Source organism: Flavipsychrobacter sp. (assembly GCA_041392855.1).
GTDB lineage: Bacteria > Bacteroidota > Bacteroidia > Chitinophagales > Chitinophagaceae > UBA5543.
This window is the reverse complement of record JAWKLD010000001.1, coordinates 1,178,200-1,196,759: the sequence shown is the minus strand read 5'-3', so window position 1 is coordinate 1,196,759 and position 18,560 is coordinate 1,178,200. Positions and strand designations below refer to the sequence as shown.

Annotated in this window: 13 protein-coding genes and 1 tRNA gene; 6 read left to right on the top strand and 8 right to left on the bottom strand. The window is 38.6% G+C overall.

Annotated features, from left to right (window positions below; all coding sequences use genetic code 11):
* Positions 1-12 precede the first annotated feature (12 nt).
* The 3 genes from R2800_05645 to R2800_05635 form a co-directional block, all read right to left on the bottom strand.
* Positions 13-528: a hypothetical protein gene (locus R2800_05645; protein ID MEZ5016517.1), complete on the bottom strand. Its 516-nt coding sequence runs from the start codon at positions 526-528 to the stop codon at positions 13-15.
* A 65-nt stretch (positions 529-593) separates the two neighbouring features.
* Positions 594-1,376 carry a (Fe-S)-binding protein gene (locus R2800_05640; GenBank protein MEZ5016516.1) on the bottom strand — a complete coding sequence of 261 codons (783 nt, stop codon included), beginning with the start codon at positions 1,374-1,376 and terminating at the stop codon, positions 594-596.
* Between the two features lie 27 nt (positions 1,377-1,403).
* Positions 1,404-2,729, bottom strand: a complete 1,326-nt coding sequence (locus R2800_05635) for a (Fe-S)-binding protein (protein ID MEZ5016515.1) — start codon at positions 2,727-2,729, stop codon at positions 1,404-1,406.
* Positions 2,730-2,847: 118 nt separating this feature from the next.
* Here R2800_05635 and R2800_05630 point away from each other — a divergent pair, with 118 nt between their 5' ends.
* Both R2800_05630 and R2800_05625 read left to right on the top strand, forming a co-directional pair.
* On the top strand, positions 2,848-3,747 hold the full coding sequence (locus R2800_05630) for a hypothetical protein (protein MEZ5016514.1): 900 nt from the start codon (positions 2,848-2,850) through the stop codon (positions 3,745-3,747).
* Between the two features lie 45 nt (positions 3,748-3,792).
* Positions 3,793-3,869 (top strand) — tRNA-Arg (locus R2800_05625).
* 66 nt (positions 3,870-3,935) lie between these two features.
* Here R2800_05625 and R2800_05620 read toward each other — a convergent pair.
* From R2800_05620 to R2800_05600, 5 genes are all read right to left on the bottom strand, one after another.
* Positions 3,936-4,163, bottom strand: a complete 228-nt coding sequence (locus tag R2800_05620; GenBank protein ID MEZ5016513.1) for a tautomerase family protein — start codon at positions 4,161-4,163, stop codon at positions 3,936-3,938.
* Between the two features lie 15 nt (positions 4,164-4,178).
* Positions 4,179-4,583, bottom strand: a complete 405-nt coding sequence (locus tag R2800_05615) for a cupin domain-containing protein (GenBank protein ID MEZ5016512.1) — start codon at positions 4,581-4,583, stop codon at positions 4,179-4,181.
* Positions 4,584-4,666: 83 nt separating this feature from the next.
* Complete coding sequence (locus tag R2800_05610) at positions 4,667-5,725, bottom strand: alpha/beta hydrolase (protein ID MEZ5016511.1); 1,059 nt, start codon at positions 5,723-5,725, stop codon at positions 4,667-4,669.
* A 111-nt stretch (positions 5,726-5,836) separates the two neighbouring features.
* Positions 5,837-6,715, bottom strand: a complete 879-nt coding sequence (locus R2800_05605; protein ID MEZ5016510.1) for a helix-turn-helix domain-containing protein — start codon at positions 6,713-6,715, stop codon at positions 5,837-5,839.
* A 90-nt stretch (positions 6,716-6,805) separates the two neighbouring features.
* A complete protein-coding gene (locus R2800_05600; GenBank protein MEZ5016509.1) occupies positions 6,806-7,528 on the bottom strand; it encodes a VIT family protein in 723 nt (240 codons plus the stop codon).
* 232 nt (positions 7,529-7,760) lie between these two features.
* On the opposite strand from R2800_05600, the gene R2800_05595 reads away from it, so the two are divergent.
* From R2800_05595 to R2800_05580, 4 genes are all read left to right on the top strand, one after another.
* Positions 7,761-8,387: a hypothetical protein gene (locus R2800_05595; GenBank protein ID MEZ5016508.1), complete on the top strand. Its 627-nt coding sequence runs from the start codon at positions 7,761-7,763 to the stop codon at positions 8,385-8,387.
* Between the two features lie 114 nt (positions 8,388-8,501).
* Positions 8,502-10,265 carry a T9SS type A sorting domain-containing protein gene (locus R2800_05590; GenBank protein MEZ5016507.1) on the top strand — a complete coding sequence of 588 codons (1,764 nt, stop codon included), beginning with the start codon at positions 8,502-8,504 and terminating at the stop codon, positions 10,263-10,265.
* Between the two features lie 123 nt (positions 10,266-10,388).
* Positions 10,389-11,420, top strand: a complete 1,032-nt coding sequence (locus R2800_05585; protein MEZ5016506.1) for a hypothetical protein — start codon at positions 10,389-10,391, stop codon at positions 11,418-11,420.
* A gap of 224 nt (positions 11,421-11,644) precedes the next feature.
* Positions 11,645-18,475 carry a T9SS type A sorting domain-containing protein gene (locus tag R2800_05580; GenBank protein MEZ5016505.1) on the top strand — a complete coding sequence of 2,277 codons (6,831 nt, stop codon included), beginning with the start codon at positions 11,645-11,647 and terminating at the stop codon, positions 18,473-18,475.
* Positions 18,476-18,560 lie beyond the last annotated feature (85 nt).

Genomic DNA, 18,560 nt, shown 5'->3' with positions numbered 1-18,560 from the left:
GCACTGCTTTTTTTATGAAGTTATCTCAAAGTTGACCCTTGAGGCTAGCCAAGATCGTTCTAATGGTATTAACCAATTGCTCATAAGAGCTTCTTTGGTATCTACAATATTATTAAACAATAGCGTGTCTTTAGTAATGTAGACTTTGTCTAAGGCATACTGCACCTGATTGACTGGTAGCATTTCTGCTTTTCCCTTCACTAAAAATGTCAACATCATTCTGTCAAACATTTTTACTTCATATTGTTTCTCAATGCTTTTGATAACTCTTACTGACGAGTCCGTACTACAGCCACTAACGCCAGTAGCAGTTTCGTCGGCCATTATTACTATAAATTGATTATAGAGTAGTTTGGCCCAGCCTTTTACAGGTGAACCATGCGATTGCCATTGTGCATAGAAATGGTATAACTGCTCATTTATTTCTTTTTCTTCTTGTGCATTAAATGCTCTGCTGCTTTGATAGACCCATACTCTGGAGTCATCGGCAAAATCAGAAGGAATAAGATTGCTTAATTCTGCTAACATGAGGCAAAGTTACGTTGGAAATAAATACTAGAATATCTAGTTTGGTTATGTAGCTAGTAATTAAATCAATCAGCCAAAGACTTCGCTACCATTTCAGCTACATCTAGTACCATTACATCATCTTCCTTCTCTTGGTTCTTAACTCCATCTCCTAGCATCGTAGTACAGAAAGGGCAGTTAGCAGCAATGATATTCGCACCTGTAGCAACAGCCTCTTCAGAGCGGTCAAAGTTGATACGCGTTTCTCCTTTTTCCTCTTCTTTAAACATCTGCGCTCCACCGGCACCACAACATAAACCTTTTGTGCGGCAACGCTTCATCTCTATTAGCTCTACATCAAGTGCTTGTAGTACTTCGCGTGGGGCTTCGTATATATTATTGCCACGACCTAGGTAACAGCTATCGTGGTAGGTTATCTTTTTTCCTTTGAATTCGCCACCTTCTTTTAATCGTACACGTCCGTCGTTGATCAATTGTTGTAAGAAGGTAGTGTGGTGTATTACTTCATACTCACCGCCAAGAGCAGGGTACTCATTCTTAATGGTGTTAAAACAGTGCGGACAAGCCGTAACTATCTTTTTTATATTATAGCCATTCAGTGTTTGGATGTTGTTGTAGGCCATCATCTGAAAAAGAAACTCATTGCCCGCACGGCGAGCAGGGTCTCCCGTACACATTTCTTCCTTGCCCAATATGGCAAACTTAACACCTACTTTATCTAATATTTGCGAAAATGCTTTAGTGATTTTCTGTGCCCTTTGGTCGAAAGAGCCGGCACAGCCTACCCAAAATAATACTTCTGGTTCTTCTCCATTCGCTGCATATTCAGCCATCGATTTTATCTGCATATTCTATTCTTTCTATTGTTAGTATAATTAAGCTTCTGCCATTTCTTCGGCCCATTTATCACGCTCGTCAGGACTGAATTTCCAAGGCGCCATATTGTTCTCTACATTGCTAAACATTAGGTTCCATTCTTCTGGGCTGTTACTTTCTTCCATGATCAGGTAACGGCGAAGCTGTGTGATAATATCAAGAGGGTTGATGGTTACAGGGCAAGCTTCAACACAAGCCTGACAAGTGGTACATGCCCTTAGTTCTTCTACCGAGATATAGTCGTGTACCAAAGATTTTCCATCATCTTGAAACTCTTTGTTTTTATTGATGTTGGCACCCACTTCTTCCAAGCGGTCGCGAGTGTCCATCATTATTTTACGTGGGGATAACAGTTTGCCTGTTTGGTTAGCAGGGCACATATCAGTACATCTACCACACTCTGTACAGGCATAGGAATCCATTAGGTTTTTCCAGCTCAAGTCCATGACATCCTTAGCGCCAAAGCGTTGAGGTTCTGCCGGAGGTGCATCAGTAGGGGCCTTGTCTGGCTCCATCATATACAATACCTCGTTTTGTATATCCTTCATGTTGCTAATTTCACCTTGCTGAGCCAAGCGCATGTAGTACGCATTGGGGAAGGCAACTATAACATGGAAATGCTTAGAGTAAGGGAGGTAGTTCATGAAGAGCAACACACCTATGATGTGTAGCCACCAGCCACCACGCTCTATAGCTATTAGAGCATTGTCAGACAAGCCTGCAAACATTGAAGTGAAGTTGCTGGTCAGCCAAAAAGGTTCTGTTTGTGTATAGTGAGCTATACCTCTGCTTTGTAGAACAAGGTCAGCAGTATTCATTGCTAAGAATAAGCTCATTAAAACAACCTCTGTTATAAGGATAATATTTGCATCATTCTTTGGCCATCCCTTTAGTTCTCCTTTTATAAGGCGGGGTATCTTTAGCATATTTCTTCTTATCAAGAAGATAACACAAGATATAAGTACCAGTGCTGCTAAAACCTCAAAAGAACCGACAAGTACAGAGTAAAGACCACCTAACATTGGTGCAAAAAGTCTGTGCTTACCCAGTATCCCATCTAGTATTATTTCTAATATTTCAATATTAATTATAATAAAGCCTGCGTATACAAATAGGTGAAGTATAGCGGGGATAGGGCGTTTGAACATTTTTTTCTGCCCCAGCGCTAATAAAACCATATTGCGCCAACGCTGTCCCGAATTGTCGCTCAAGTCCTCGTCTCTACCTAGTTTTATGTTTCTTCTTATTTCGCCAACTTTCTTGGCAAAGAAGTATATAGCCGCCCCTGTAAGGAGTATGAATAATATCTGTTGTACTATTTGCATCCGCACAATTATTTATAGCCTCGAAAATAATTGCTTTTACCTTAAAAACATAGTTTAACATCACCTGTTGTAAGGTTTCAAAGAAATTGTTTAGGTTTGAACTAAATGTATGGGTGCAATGCTTAATAAATTATTCGTAGCAACGGTACTTGTTGTTTTATTGTTTTCTGGTGGTACTAAAGCACAAGATTTTAAGACCATTGAAAAGATAGAAGACTCCTTGTTAGTAACGGTAGACTCTATGTATCATGCCTTTATACCTGAAGATAGGGTTGGGCATACAGAGCGTTTCATCAAGCAATTGATACGTGCTTTGAAGGTGCCGAACTCTTACCAGTATCCTTTTGAGCGCTTAAGTAATTCGGTCAATATTATAGAGCCGGTAGGTAAGGAGTTTAGAATATTCAACTGGATAACAGAGCCTACAGACGTAGGCTTTAGGTATTATGCGGCCATACAAATGCCTGAAGAGGAGCTAAAGCTATATCCCTTGTATGACTACTCTAACGAGATGAAGAAAGGCGCTCAAGATAGCATACTTACAAAGGGTAAGTGGTATGGCGCTTTGATATATAATATCGTTACTAAAGAAAAGGATGGTGAAAAAATATATACACTATTCGGGAAGAATGCCAGCGCCCCTATTAGTAATAAAAAGGTACTAGATCCAATGAGGATCACCGATGATGGTGTTGTATTTGGTATGCCGATTTTTAAAATGTATGGTCCTGCCAATGCACCGGGTGGAACGGTGAACCGTTTTATTCTTGAGTATAAAAAAGAAGTACAAGTGTCGATGAACTGGGGTGCGGATATAGATGGTATTTATTTTGACAAGCTCGTATCTCAAGTAAACGACCCTAATAGGAAATATACCTTTGTGCCAAGTGGGCAATATGACGGTTTTAAATGGGGTAGAGGTATGTGGAACTATACGTCAAATATCATAACAATAGATGTTAGAGAAGATGGCGAAGCACCTACTCCGCAGCCAATAAAAGGAAAATCAGAAAACTAAGAGCGTTTTTACCTAATTTTTATTTAACTTTGCAGCGCAATAAATGGTTCGGTAGCTCAGCTGGATAGAGCATCTGCCTTCTAAGCAGACGGTCATTGGTTCGAATCCAATCCGGATCACCAGATATTGTAAAAGCCTCTGATTATCAGAGGCTTTTGTCTTTTTAGTGCTAGCGGTGTATTTGGCTTTTACATTTCGTATCCAGGTTTCTTATAGAGCTTGTCTTTCTTGTTTACTATATCGGGTAGGTATACCTGCTCCTTCCAGTCTTGAGGTGTAACCTCTTCAAACGATACGGAAAAAGATTCTTCACGAAGGCCTAGTATTTCTACTGCACTTTCTACTATATGGTCGGCTAGTTGTTGTTTGCGTTCTTCGTCATTTCCCGGCCAAAGTTTTACTGTAATGTGTGGCATATTGTTTAATGTTTTTTAGTGGCTATTGTATTGCTCTTCGCTTACTTGCTCTTTCCAGTCTACAATACCCTTTTCTGTGTTAGGTACTACATATATCTGTTGCAAACCTACATCTTTACTTGCACCGTGCCAATGTTTCACATTGGGCGGACACCAAACTACATCGCCTTTCTTGATGGTTTCTATCGGCTGTCCTTCAATTTGATGATAGCCTACACCATCTGTGATAATGAGTATTTGCCCAGCTAGGTGTGTATGCCAGTTGCTTCTAGCACCCGGTTCAAAATATACATTACCTACTAGAGTGTTGTTGGTTGAGTCAACAGATAGCAGATTAAAATTCCACGCATTGCCGGTGAAGAGTTCTGCCGGTCCTAATTCGCCTTTCGGAAAAATGGCGTCTAAATTTTGTGTACTCATGCCTTCGTTTTTTTGTTTGTTGCAGCTATACATGCTCGTGAATGTCAATAAACATAGTAGCACTACAGTCCAATTTTTTTTCATTAATTCAGGTTTTTTGTAAAGAAACTTTCCAGTTTGTCGAAAGGAATGATATCCACCTTGTCATACAAGTCTGTGTGTACCGTATTAGGGATGATCATTAGTTCCTTTGGTTCTGCTGCTGCTTTATAAGCATCTTCACTAAAGTAGCGGGAGTGTGCATTTTCTCCAGCTATCACTAGCATAGGGCGTGGAGATATTTCATTGATATAAGTGAGGATAGGCATGTTCATCAAAGATAGCGGTGTGGTGATGGTCCAAGAGCTATTGGAGTTGATAGAACGTGGGTGGAAACCTCTGTCTGTTTTGTAATAGTCGTAATAGTCTTTTACAAACTGTGGTTCGTTGCCTTGTAGTTGATCGGGCAAGCCCATTGGGGTGAGTGCAGGTGTACCGTTTTTAGCATCTTCCCAACGTTGCAAGCTCATTTGTTCTAATATTTGGGTGCGTTGCTCTGGAGTCGTAGCGTCAAAATATCCTTTTGCATTTACCCTCGACATGTCGTACATGCTGGTGGTGGCTACAGCTTTAACACGTTTGTCTACCACTGTTGCGTTTAAGGCAAAACCGCCAAAGCCACAGATGCCAATAATTCCTACCTTATTACGGTCTATGTTTTCCTGAAGACCAATAAAGTCAATAGCTGCACTGAAATCTTCGGTGTTGATGTCGGGAGATGCTACATTGCGGGGCTCACCACCACTTTCGCCTGTGTAAGAAGCATCAAAGGCCAATGCAGCAAAACCACGTTCCGCCATTTGGTTAGCATACAGTCCTGAAGCTTGTTCTTTTACGGCACCAAACGGTCCGCTAATGACCAATGCTGCCAAAGTAGTATTGGTAGTCTCTTTGGGTAGATATAGGTCGCCTGTTAGGGTAATGCCATATCTGTTTTTGAAAGTTACTTTTTTGCGAGTCACCTTATCACTCAAAGTGAAGGTATACTTATTGTCTTGTTCCATATTGTCTACTTTTTTTAATGTTTCTTGTTGTTGGTTCTCTTTGCAACCCTGTGCTAAAATCATTAGTGCAGCAGATGCGATGATGATTATTTTTTTCATAACACTATTGTTTGACAAGAACAGCTCTTTTTATAAGCTAATTCTTGAAAGCAAAGTTACAGCTGCGTGGAGCCCTGTTACAAATGATAATCAAACCAATGATTAAGAAAATCAAACTACCTGCTCTCGGTAGGCTTTCGGATTAGTGCCCGTCATTCTTTTAAAGTAGTTGTTGAAATAGGTAGGGTATTCAAAACCAAGCGCATAGGCAATGTCTGCAATGTTCCAGTTGGTATGGTGCAGCAGCGCTTTAGCTTCGCTTACGATCCGTTCAGCAATATGTGTACTGGTCGATCTTCCTGTTACTTCTTTTATAGAACGGTTCAGGTAATTGACGTGTATGGCCAGTCCATTGGCATAGTCTTGAGCGGTTTTGAGCTGTAGTGGACGGTCTATGGTCTCAATGGGGAATTGTCGTTCCAGAAGCTCTAAGAATACTGCTGTAACACGCGAAGCTGCATTTTTGTGCTGGTCGAAGTGCTCAGAAGGTTGTAGTTTCATGGCTTCGTGGAGGATGAGCTGGATATAGTTACGTATTAGCTCGTCCTTATAAGCATATTCCGACTCCTGTTCTTCAATCATTTTCTGAAATAAGCTGTTTAGAAAATCTCGTTGCTCAGGTGTGATATGTAGTATAGGTGTGCCTCCTATTTTGAATAGGGGGGAGTGTAATAGACTTTCTGCACGCTCTGAAAGCTTTAGGAATTCTTCTGAGAACAAACACGTATAGCCAATATAGGTAGTAGATAAGGTTTCCCATGAATAGGGGATGTGCGGGTTGCCAAAAAACAGGATAGTGCCTTCTTCATCAAAGCTACGGTCTGCGTAGTGTATCTTGCTCTTGCCGGTTGTTAGGCATATTTTATAAAAGTCTTTCCTGCTGTAAATACGTGTAGCATTGCTGTCTTCTTCAATTCTGAATACCTTGAACCCTTTCAATTTTAGCTCATTGTTAAAGGCTGATACCGACTGTGTTTCCTGACTGCTCATACTGCAAAGTTAAGAAAATCAAACATTAGTGCTTTGGGTAGTTGAGTTTAGGCTAATACCATAAGCAAAGGAGTACTAGTTGGTATTTTTTTATACTGCTACTCCAAAAATACGACCTACTACAGCAGTAAGTACCATTGCTAATGTGCCCCATAGAGTGATGCGAAGTATCGCTTTTCCAACGTTAGAACCACCTGTCTTTGCAGCTACTGCACCAAGCAATATCAAAAATGCAATAGTAAAACCGTATTGGTAGTAGACCATGTCTTTTACAGGCATAAAGATGGAAATCAAGAGAGGTAATACTGCTCCGAAAGTGAAAGAAGCTCCAGATGCCAAAGCTGCTTGTAGCGGCTTGGCCTGACTAATTTCGTTGATGCCTAACTCGTCTCTAATATGTGCCCCCAATGCATCATGTTCGGTTAACTCCTTAGCTACTTGAAGGGCTGTTTCTTTTTTCAATCCTCTTTGTTCGTAAATAGTAGCTAGGTATTGCAACTCTTCTTCGGGCATCTCTTCCAACTCTTTTGCTTCGCGTGCTATGTCTGATTTTTCAATGTCTGTTTGAGAACTTACAGATACATATTCGCCAGCCGACATGGACAATGCTCCTGCTACCAAGCCTGCTAAGGCAGCCAGTACTATAGCCTCGCGAGATGTACTTGCTGATGCAACACCTACAACAATACTTGCTGTAGATAACAACCCATCATTAGCACCTAGCACAGAAGCTCTAAGCCAGTTGCTTTTATGAATATAATGAGGGGATAGATAGTCTTTTAGCGGATTTTGGTGTTTTGGTTCAATCTGCATGAGTATCTTTTTGTTGGTTGTTATAAATATAAAAAAAGCCGTTAAGTATCTTTTGTGAAAGCTGTCGTTATATCACTTTATATGTTTTTTACATTGTTAAGTTTAGCAAGTGTTTAAGTGTTTTTAGACATACATAGCCCTTAGGGAATATTTGCAAATTAACTCAACACTGTTGACATACTGTTGTCACTAGCCAGTTCTACTTTTGTGTCAAATAGAAAAATTAGTATAAATGAAACAACTTTTAATTTTTACCATAGCCATTATTATTACGAGTTGTGGCTCACAAAAAGGTATGAAAACAGAAGAAAATGAAAACCAAACAGCAGCGCAAAAGAGCATTAATATTATTGTTCCTAAAGCTAGTCAATTTGTAAAGAGCCCATTAAGGAATAGGATAAGATTGAAACTCAATGCATCTATTTCTGAAGTGTGGGCATTAGTTGGGAAGTTAGAACGAATGCCAGAGTACAGCTTAGGGTTAAAGAGGTTAGATGCAAATTATAATAATGAAAATGTATGTACAGGTTACACTTGCCATTTTTATCCAATGACAGAAAAGGGAGAGGTGCTCTCTCATAGTGAAACTATGTTATGGTACGTCCACGACAAAGGTTTTGTGACTTTGGCAGACGAACCAAATGTATTCGGATTACAACAATCATTAGGTGTTGTAATGTTAGAAGAGGAGGAGGAAGATACGATATTGCAGTGGGATGTTCATTTTACTTCGGAAAATGATGAGATTATAAGAATGAATATTTTAGGGTTTGAGAAAGCGCTAAATATTGATATAGCTCAAAATTTGATTAAAATATTCGGAGGTTCTGTACTAGAAAACTATACACAAACTTATTAAAACTTCCATCCGTTATTTTTCTTTCTTGATATAAATGTGTTGTATTCTTATACATAAATCAACCAATAATGCTAAAAGGGCGTCTTATTGTATGTATAAAGAGTACAACTCATTATGTTTTCGATAAATAAGTATATCTGTTTTATTGCCTTATTGTTTTTTGTAGCTACTTCAGTGATTGCCCAAACCACGAGGAAAGTATTATTCTTAGGCAATAGTTATACCTATGTAAATAACCTACCACAGTTAGTAGCTAATGCAGCACTATCTGTAGGAGATACACTTGCCTATGATGTTTATGCACCAGGAGGATATACGCTGCAAGAACATGGACAAGACACTAATGCTACTAATAAAATAAAGAATCAAACTTGGGACTATATTGTACTGCAAGGACAAAGCCAAGAGCCTATTACAAAAACAGGAAAATTTAAGGGGGGAGCAAAAGGGTTGAACGATATTGCTAATCAATACAATTCCTGCTCGGTAACCATGCTATATGTAACATGGGGTCGTAAAAATGGAGATCCCACTAATTGTCAAAAGTATCCTGTAATGTGTACTTATTTGGGTATGGATACAACATTGAGAAATAACTATTACGATCTGGCTACTGATATAAATGCAGAGGTTTCACCAGTATCTGTTGTTTGGCAATTTTTAAGAACTAACAACCCCAGTATTGATCTTTATCAGTCCGATGGTAGTCATCCATCATTGGCTGGTTCTTATGCTGCAGATTGTTGTTTTTATTCAACTATATTTAAAAAAGACCCAACATTAATAACCTATAACCCCGGCCTTACTGCTATAGAGGCCTCTATTATAAGAAACGCAGTGAAAGCTCAGGTATATAATAATCTTAGTGCTTGGGATTTTAAACAAGCGCCAACATCAGATTTTTTCTACGAGATCGGCACAGGCTTAAATGAAGTGGTTTTAACGCATAAATATTCTCCTGCGGTAGAGCAATATTCATGGACATTTGGTGATGGAGGTACCTCTAGCATAGCATATCCATCTCATTCCTATAGCACAAATGGTACCTATAAAATTACATTAACAACATCATCCTGCGACCTACAGGGAGTGCATACCAGCACTAGCGACACAACTGTACAGTTTTGCAGCCATACACCAACTATATACACCAATAATCCTTGGGTATGCCATGTCGATACTTTGTTAACACAAGCTGCTGATGCTTACCAGTGGGTTGTTGATGGAGTTTTGGTGCCAGAAAATGCACAAACCCTTACTAACTATAGAAAGTATAGTGGTTCTTCTTATTCCGTATTTGCAACTGTTGGCGGATGTACTGAGCTTTCAAGGAAGTTTACTAAAACGCCTGATTTCTCTGGGTACTATTTTGATATTAGGCAGCAAAAAGACCCTTGTGTTGGAGATACGGTATGGTTTGCAGCATTGCATATCAATGGATCATTATCAGGTGCTGAACATATATTTTGGTATAAAAATGACACATTATTATCCGCTATTACCAATAAGGATACCATGTTTATTACAACACCTGGTAAATATAAATGTGGGGTAGTCGATCCTAATTCAAAATGTCCTATAGATACTACTTACTCCTCTATAATAGTATTTGACTGTACTACAGGTATTCGTACAAAGAACACAAATGATGTATTCTGGAAGTTTTATCCCAACCCAACAGTTGAAAATATTACAGTGGTAATGAATAAAGAAGCTGAGAGTAAGAAGCTACAGCTATTTGATATGACTGGTAGCTTGTTGAAAGATATCAGCGTGTCAAATAATCAAGTAGTAAATATTTCTGACCTTCCAGCAGGACTATACTTCCTAAAACTGGAGGGTGTACCACGATCTACCTACAAATTAATAAAAATGTAATTAACCGCTTTCCTAATATTGGGTTTGTAAAAACAGGTGTTTATACTCTGTTTTATGGAGTTGCTGTGTGTTACCTTTGCGCCTTGAGTTTATATATTAATTTAACTATATAAAACGGTTGCTATGAAGGTATCTATCACATTTATTGCTTGCACCATGATATTTTGGGCATATAGTGCCGTTGGTCAAACTGCTAATAAGTTTGATGCTGGTCTATTTAATGACTCTACCTATAAATACTTAGTAAAAGCAGGTTTTTTACCTCAGGATAAGAACAAGCCACTAACAGAAGAACAAACTGAACTGATGCATCAGTTCTTCTATTATACTGTTGCTTTAGATGAAACAAAGGCGATAAATAAGCTTTGGCAGGAGTATGCTAAGAATGTGAGTACATCAAGGTCTTATTCTTCTTACAAGGCAAAATCTACCTATTATAGTAATAATCATTATTTGGTCAGTTTGACTACAGATGATAAAAAAGGTTATGATACTGTAATAGGAGGGGAGCGGTATATATTAATGACAGCTTGGAAATCCAAAGGTTTTGGAGACTATTTGGGGATTGACACGCCTAAGACCGGATTGCCATATTTTACTACCTATAAAGATTTCTTTGTATATCCATTTTTTGTAACAAAAGCCAGTGAGCTGAATAGCTGGATAAAAAGACATAAGGAGGAGTTTGACTGTCCCTATGAAAAGAAAAGCTGGTTTGATAGATGGCTGTTTAGGCAAGCCAATAAAAGAGAAGACAGTATAGCTGCTTATAAGTGTAAGGAGAAGCAAAGGATGCGTTTGATGCAATTATTAGGTTTGACTCCCGCATCTACCAATAGTCTTTTTGTTGAAATGTGGGTGAAGGATGGAGACCAGTTTAGGCCTGCAATTGATTCCAGTATTAATTTCGAATATATGCCACTTGTGTTGAGTGACCCATATTTAGATGGTCTTAATAACTATTCTGTAGGCTCTTTTTCTGAAAGTAGTATGCTGTCTCAATATCCATTTTCGGGTTTAGGGTACACTTGGGACTGGAATGTTGCTAACACTACACATGTTGGATTGTCTGAATTTGTACTGAACAACAATAGAAAAGTATATATAAGGAAGGTGTCAACCACGAAGGAATATATACGGAATGTTAGTCAATAGCCTATTATTTTATACATTTTTACACTTAATAAATAGACGCTTATAAATTTTATTTATTATTATTTAATATGACAATTCTATGATAAAGCAATTATAATTCGTATTTTGCCAGACCTTTTAAAGTTTTATATATCAGTTGCTGTATAGAATCAAGTGTTATTCTTAACACAAGACTATGTTACAACTATATATAAAATGAAAATTAATACCCCAAAAACAAGAACATGATTGTAAAATTACTCGACAAAAAACACAGTGCTGTTTTTAGGAAAAGTCTATTCCTCAGTATGCTTTCGCTACTTATTAGTATGCAAGCATTAGCACAACCAACAATTACATTTACCAACAGTTCCCCGACAGTATGTAGTGGTATTACCACAGCAGGTTTTACATACTCGGCTACTACAGGTGCCCCAGTAGATTATAGTATAGACTGGGATGCGGCTGCTGAAGCTCAGGGTTTTAACGATGTTGCTAATGTAGCATTTCCTGCAAGCCCAATTACGACTACTGTACCTGGTACAGCAGCAGCAGGTACTTACAATGGTATCCTTACTGCTCGTGATGGCGGTGCAGTAACTAGTATTAACTATCCTGTTTCAGTAACAGTTAATGCAACCTCTGTTGTTACTGACCATGGCGTAAATAGAAATATTTGTGCTGGTGATAATACTACATTTAGTGTAGTGGCAACAGGTGGAGGTTTAACCTACCAATGGGAGTCTAGCATTAACGGCGGTGTTACTTATAACAACGTTGTTAATGGCGGTATATACTCAGGAGCAACTTCTGCTACGTTAACACTTACTGCTGTGCCTGCTTCATCTAGTAGTACACTTTTCCGTTGTGTAGTAAGTGGTGGTGGTTGTACCAATACTTCAGCTGCAAGATTGTTGGTTGTAAACGTTTTACCTTCAATAGTTTCTCATGGAGTTAATAAAACTATATGTGCAGGTAGTAATACTACATTTGATGTAATAGCATCAGGAGCAGGTATTACTTATCAGTGGCAGTCTAGTACAAATGGTGGTACTACTTATAACAACGTAGTGAATGGTGGTATCTATTCAGGTGCAACAACGCCTAACCTTGCTTTAACAGCAGTACCAGCTACTTCAAGTAGCACTTTGTTTCGTTGTGTGGTAAGTGGTACATGTCCTCCAAATGCAATATCAGGTGCAAGATTGCTAGTGGTAAATGAATTACCATCGATCACTGCACAACCAATTGATAAAACAATTTGTTTGGGTGATAATGTCACTTTTGATATCATTGGTTCAGGTGCTAATGTAACTTATCAATGGCAAGAAAGTATCAATGGTGGAGCTACCTTTTCGAATTTAAATAACGGAGGTATCTATTCAGGTACTACTTCTCAAAACCTGTCAATAACTGCACCTCCTATTGGGATGAACAACTATCAGTATCGTTGTGTGGTTAGCGGTACTTGTACGCCTAGTGTTACTTCTACAACAAGAACATTAACTATAAATACAGCTCCTGCAATAACAGATAATGGAGTTAATAAAACAATATGTGCCGGCGATAATACAACATTTGGTATTACGGCAACAGGCTCTGCTTTGACTTATCAGTGGCAGTCTAGTACTGACGGCGGTACTACTTATAATAATGTAAACAATGGAGGTATCTATTCAGGAGCAGCAACAGCAACATTGTCTTTAACAGCAGTGCCAGCTACATCTAGTAGTACATTATTCCGTTGTGTGGTAAACGGTGCTTGTACGCCAAATGTTACCTCTGCTGCAAGACTTCTTGTAGTAAATGAATTGCCTTCAATTGCAATTCAACCAATAGACAAGACGATCTGTTTCGGAGCTAGTACAACCTTTGATATTATTGGTTCAGGAGCAGGAATTACTTACCAATGGCAAGAGAGTACTAATGGTGGAGCTACTTTTAGTAATCTAGCAAATGGTGGTGTATATAGTGGTGTTACTTCTCAAAACTTAGTATTGACTACTCCGCCTGTAAGCATGAACAATAATCAATACCGTTGTATTGTGAGTGGTACATGTCCTCCGGCAGTTACATCAGTAGCTAGAACATTAACCGTTAATGCTTTACCTGCAGTTACGATACACCCTTCAAACAGTTCAGTTTGTCCTGGAAGTAACACTAGCTTTAGTGTAACTGCAACTGGAGCAGGTTTGATGTATCAATGGCAACATAGTATTGATGGTGGTGCTACCTTCACTAATATAAATAATGGTGGTATTTATAGTAATGCAACTACAGCTACATTAAATATTACAGGAGCACCTGCTTCTATTCATAATAATCAATACCGTTGTGTAGTAAGTGGCACTTGTCCTCCAAGTGTAAATTCTAATGCTGCTACTGTGACAGTGTTAACCGTTCCTTCAGTAACAGATAACGGAGTTAATAAAACAATATGTGCAGGAGATAATACAACATTTGGTATTACTGCTACAGGATCTGGTTTGACTTATCAGTGGCAGTCTAGTACTGACGGTGGTACAACTTATAACAATGTTGTTAATGGAGGTATCTATTCAGGAGCAACAACTGCTACTTTATCTTTAACAGCAGTGCCGGCTACATCTAGTAGTACATTATTCCGTTGTGTGGTAAATGGTACATGTACGCCAAGTACAATGTCTGCTGCAAGACTTCTTGTAGTAAATGAATTGCCTTCGATAACTGCACAGCCGATTGATAAAACAATTTGCTTAGGTGCTAATACTACTTTCGATATCATAGGTTCTGGTGCTAATGTTACTTACCAATGGCAAGAGAGTACTAATGGCGGAGCTACTTTTAGTAATCTAGCAAATGGAGGTGTATATAGTGGTGTTACTACTCAGAATTTAGTGTTGACCACTCCTGGTGTAAGCATGAACAATAATCAATATCGTTGTATTGTAAGTGGTACATGCCCTCCTGCAGTTACTTCAGTAGCTAGAACGTTAACTATAAATACAGCTCCTTCAATAACAGATAACGGAGTTAATAAAACAATATGTGCCAGCGATAATACAACATTTGGTATTACGGCTACAGGAACCGCATTAACGTACCAATGGCAATCGAGCATTGATGGTGGTACTACTTATAGTAATGTAAACAATGGAGGTATCTATTCGGGAGCAACAACAGCAACATTGTCTTTAACAGCAGTGCCAGCTACATCTAGTAGTACATTATTCCGTTGTCTAGTGAATGGAGTTTGTACTCCAAATGTTACTTCAGCACCAAGACTATTAGTTGTAAACGAATTACCATCTATCTCAATTCAGCCGGTAGATAAAACTATCTGTTTCGGAGCTAGTACAACCTTTGATATTATTGGTTCAGGAGCAGGAATTACTTACCAATGGCAAGAGAGTACTAATGGTGGAGCTACTTTTAGTAATCTAGCAAATGGTGGTGTATATAGTGGTGTTACTACTCAGAATTTAGTGTTGACTACACCTGGCGTAAGCATGAGTAACAATCAATATCGTTGTATTGTAAGTGGTACGTGCCCTCCTGCAGTTACTTCAGTAGCTAGAACATTAACTGTAAATGGCTTGCCTGCAATTACAACACAGCCTTCAAATAGCTCAATTTGTCCTGGTGGTAACACTAGCTTTAGTGTAACTGCAACAGGAGCAGGTTTGACTTATCAATGGAGAGTAAGTACAGATGGTGGTACAACATTTAGTGATATAATGAATGGTGGTATTTACTCAGGAGCTACTACAGCTACATTGAATATTACAGGAGCTACTGTTGCTAATCAAGGCCATCAGTACCATTGTGTTATTAGTGGAACATGCCCTCCACTTGTTACAACAGATAATAAAACATTAACCATCTTAGCTGCTCCTGTAGTTACAGATCATGGTGTTAACCGTACAATTTGTGTTAGTGATAATACAACATTTGGTATCACAGCAACAGGTGCAGGTTTGACCTATCAATGGCAGTCTAGCACTGATGGTGGTAATACATATAATAATGTGGTGAATGGTGGTATTTATTCAGGTGCAACAACTGCTACTTTATCTTTAACAGCAGTGCCAGCTACTTCAAGCAGTACATTATTCCGTTGTGTAGTAAATGGTACATGTACTCCAAGTACAATGTCAGCGGCTAGATTATTGATAGTTCAGATTCCACCTTCAATAGCTGCTCAACCAATTGATAAAACAATTTGTTTAGGTGCTAATACAACTTTCGATATCATAGGTTCTGGTGCTAATGTTACTTACCAATGGCAAGTAAGTACTGATGCAGGTGCAACGTTCAATAATGTATCTAATGCAGGTGTATATAGTGGCGTTACTTCACAAAGCTTGATGTTGACAGCACCTGGTCTTACAATGAATGGTTATCAATACCGTTGTATTGTAAGTGGTTCATGTGCACCATCTGTTACATCTGTTGTAAGAACCTTGACCATTAATACAGCTCCTGCAATTACTACACATCCTGCTAACGCTGCTATATGTGTGGTGGGTAATGCATCATTTAATGTTGTTGCTACAGGTACTGCACTTACTTACAAGTGGGAAGTTAGTATTGATGGTGGTGCGACGTATAATGATGTAATCAATGGAGGTCTTTATTCTGGTGCGTCTACGGCAACACTAAACTTAACGGGTGCTTCTATGACGGAGCATAATTATAAATATCGTTGCGTTATAGGTGGTACTTGCCCTCCAAGTGTAACTACTACGGAAGCAACCTTAACAATTAACACATTGCCTGCACTTACTTCGCAGACTACTGATAAGACGATTTGTGAAGGTACTAATACAAGTTTTGGAGTAACGGCAACTGGTTCTGCCCTTACTTATCAATGGCAAGTAAGTACTAATGGTGGTGCAACGTTCAATAACATTGCAAATGGAGGTATCTATAGTAATGCAACAACTGCCACGCTGAACCTTTCAAGTGTTCCTACATCGGCAAATAACAACCAATACCGTTGTGTAATAAGTGGTGCATGTACGCCAAGCGTTACATCTGCAGCAAGACAGTTAACTGTTAATGCGTTGCCTACTATTACAATCCAACCTGTAAATAGTACTATATGTACCGGTAATAATACAAGCTTTACAACAACAGCTACAGGTACAGCTATCTCGTACCAATGGCAAGTAAGTACTGATGCTGGTACTACTTGGAATAATCTAACTAATACAGGTATCTATAGTGGAGCAACAACAAACACGCTTAGTTTAACCAATGCAACAAGTACTGTAAATCAGGTTCACTATCGTTGTGTTGTGAGTGGTACTTGTACTCCGGCAGCAATAACTAATACTGTGAAGCTTACTATTAATGCTAATCCTGCTATTCATAATCATGGTGTGAACCGTACTATATGTGTTGGTGATAATACTGTGTTTAGTGTTGCAACTTCAGGTGCAGGTCTTACTTACCAGTGGGAGTCTAGTACAGATGGTGGTAATACTTATAGCAATGTTACAAACGGTGGTATCTACAGTGGTGCTACTACTAGTACATTAGCGCTTACTAATCCTCCTGTAACATCAAGCAGTACATTGTTCCGTTGCGTTGTTAATGGTATTTGTACTACTACTCCTATTGTTTCAGGTGCAAGATTGCTAGTAGTAAATGCATTACCTGCAATCGTAACACAACCAGTAGATAGAGTGATCTGTGATGGAAACAATACTACATTTGATGTGGTGGCAACAGGTGCAGGTCTTACTTTCCAATGGCAAGTAAGTAACAATAGCGGTGCAAGCTTTAGCAATATATCAAATGGTAGTATCTATAGTGGTGTTAATACTGGTAGTCTTGTTATTACTGGTGGTACTACTGTAGAGAATGGTAATGAGTATCGTTGTATTGTAAGCGGTGCTTGTGCACCAAGCCTTACAACTGTATCAAGAAAACTTACAGTACATGCATTGCCAGTTATTGTGGCTCAACCTCAAAATACAAGCGTATGTAATGGTAGCAATATAACTATCTCTTGTACAGCTTCTGGTTCGGCTATTAGCTATCAATGGCAAGTAGACGCAGGCGCTGGTTGGGTGAATATTAGTAATGGTGGCGGTAGCGGTACTTATAATAATGTTACCTCTAACATATTAAGTATTATGAATGCTCCTGCTGCAATTAATGGATATTCTTTCCGTTGTGTGGTAAGTAGTGTTTGTGCTCCTTCAGTTGCCACAAATGCAGCAGTCCTAACTGTTGATGGCTTACCTGCTATTGCTGATAATCCTTCAAACAAGGTTGTTTGTGCAGGTGATAACACTACATTCGGTGTGAACGCAACAGGTGCAGTATTGTCTTACCAATGGCAATTAGACATGGGTAGTGGATGGAATAACTTGAATAACGGAGGTGTATACAGTGGTGTCACTAACAGTACACTTACTATTACAGGTGTAACGCTAGCTATGGATAATTATAAATACCGTTGTGTAGTAGGAGGTAAGTGTAATCCTGATGTTAACTCGGCTTCTGCAACTATGAACGTGGTTAAGAAAGAAGTTTCTACTATTAACATCACATCGAGCAATGGTACTATTTTAGTTCCGGGTAAGAAAGTTACCTTCTATGCTAATACAACAAACTCTGGTATTAATCCTAAATACAGATGGAGAAAGAATGGTGTAGATATTCCTGGTGCTGTATTTGTTACTTATACAACAAGTGATCTGGCACTTAACGATAAGATAGAATGTCTATTGCAGGCTGACTTCCCTTGTAGAGTAAATGATTACGATACTAGTAATACACTTGAGATAAATGTTCCGGTATCAATTAACAATACTGTTGCTAATAACTTCGAATTAGGTTTATACCCTAATCCAAATAATGGTGTGTTTACATTGAAAGGAAACTTTGCTAATGTTAATGATAAAGCGGTAATCTCCGTTTACAATAATGTTGGTCAAAAAGTGTACACCGAATCAGTTGAAATAAACAGAGGTGAACTAAATCATAAGATTCATTTAGATAATAACTTGTCTAAAGGAATGTATATTATCTCTGTTCAAGTTGATGGAATGGTATATAATAAAAGGTTTACTATTACTCAATAAATAATATGTACAACGTATTCATTAGAATACAATGTTTAAAATACAGAAAAGCCCCTACGTTCGTAGGGGCTTTTCTTATTAAAGC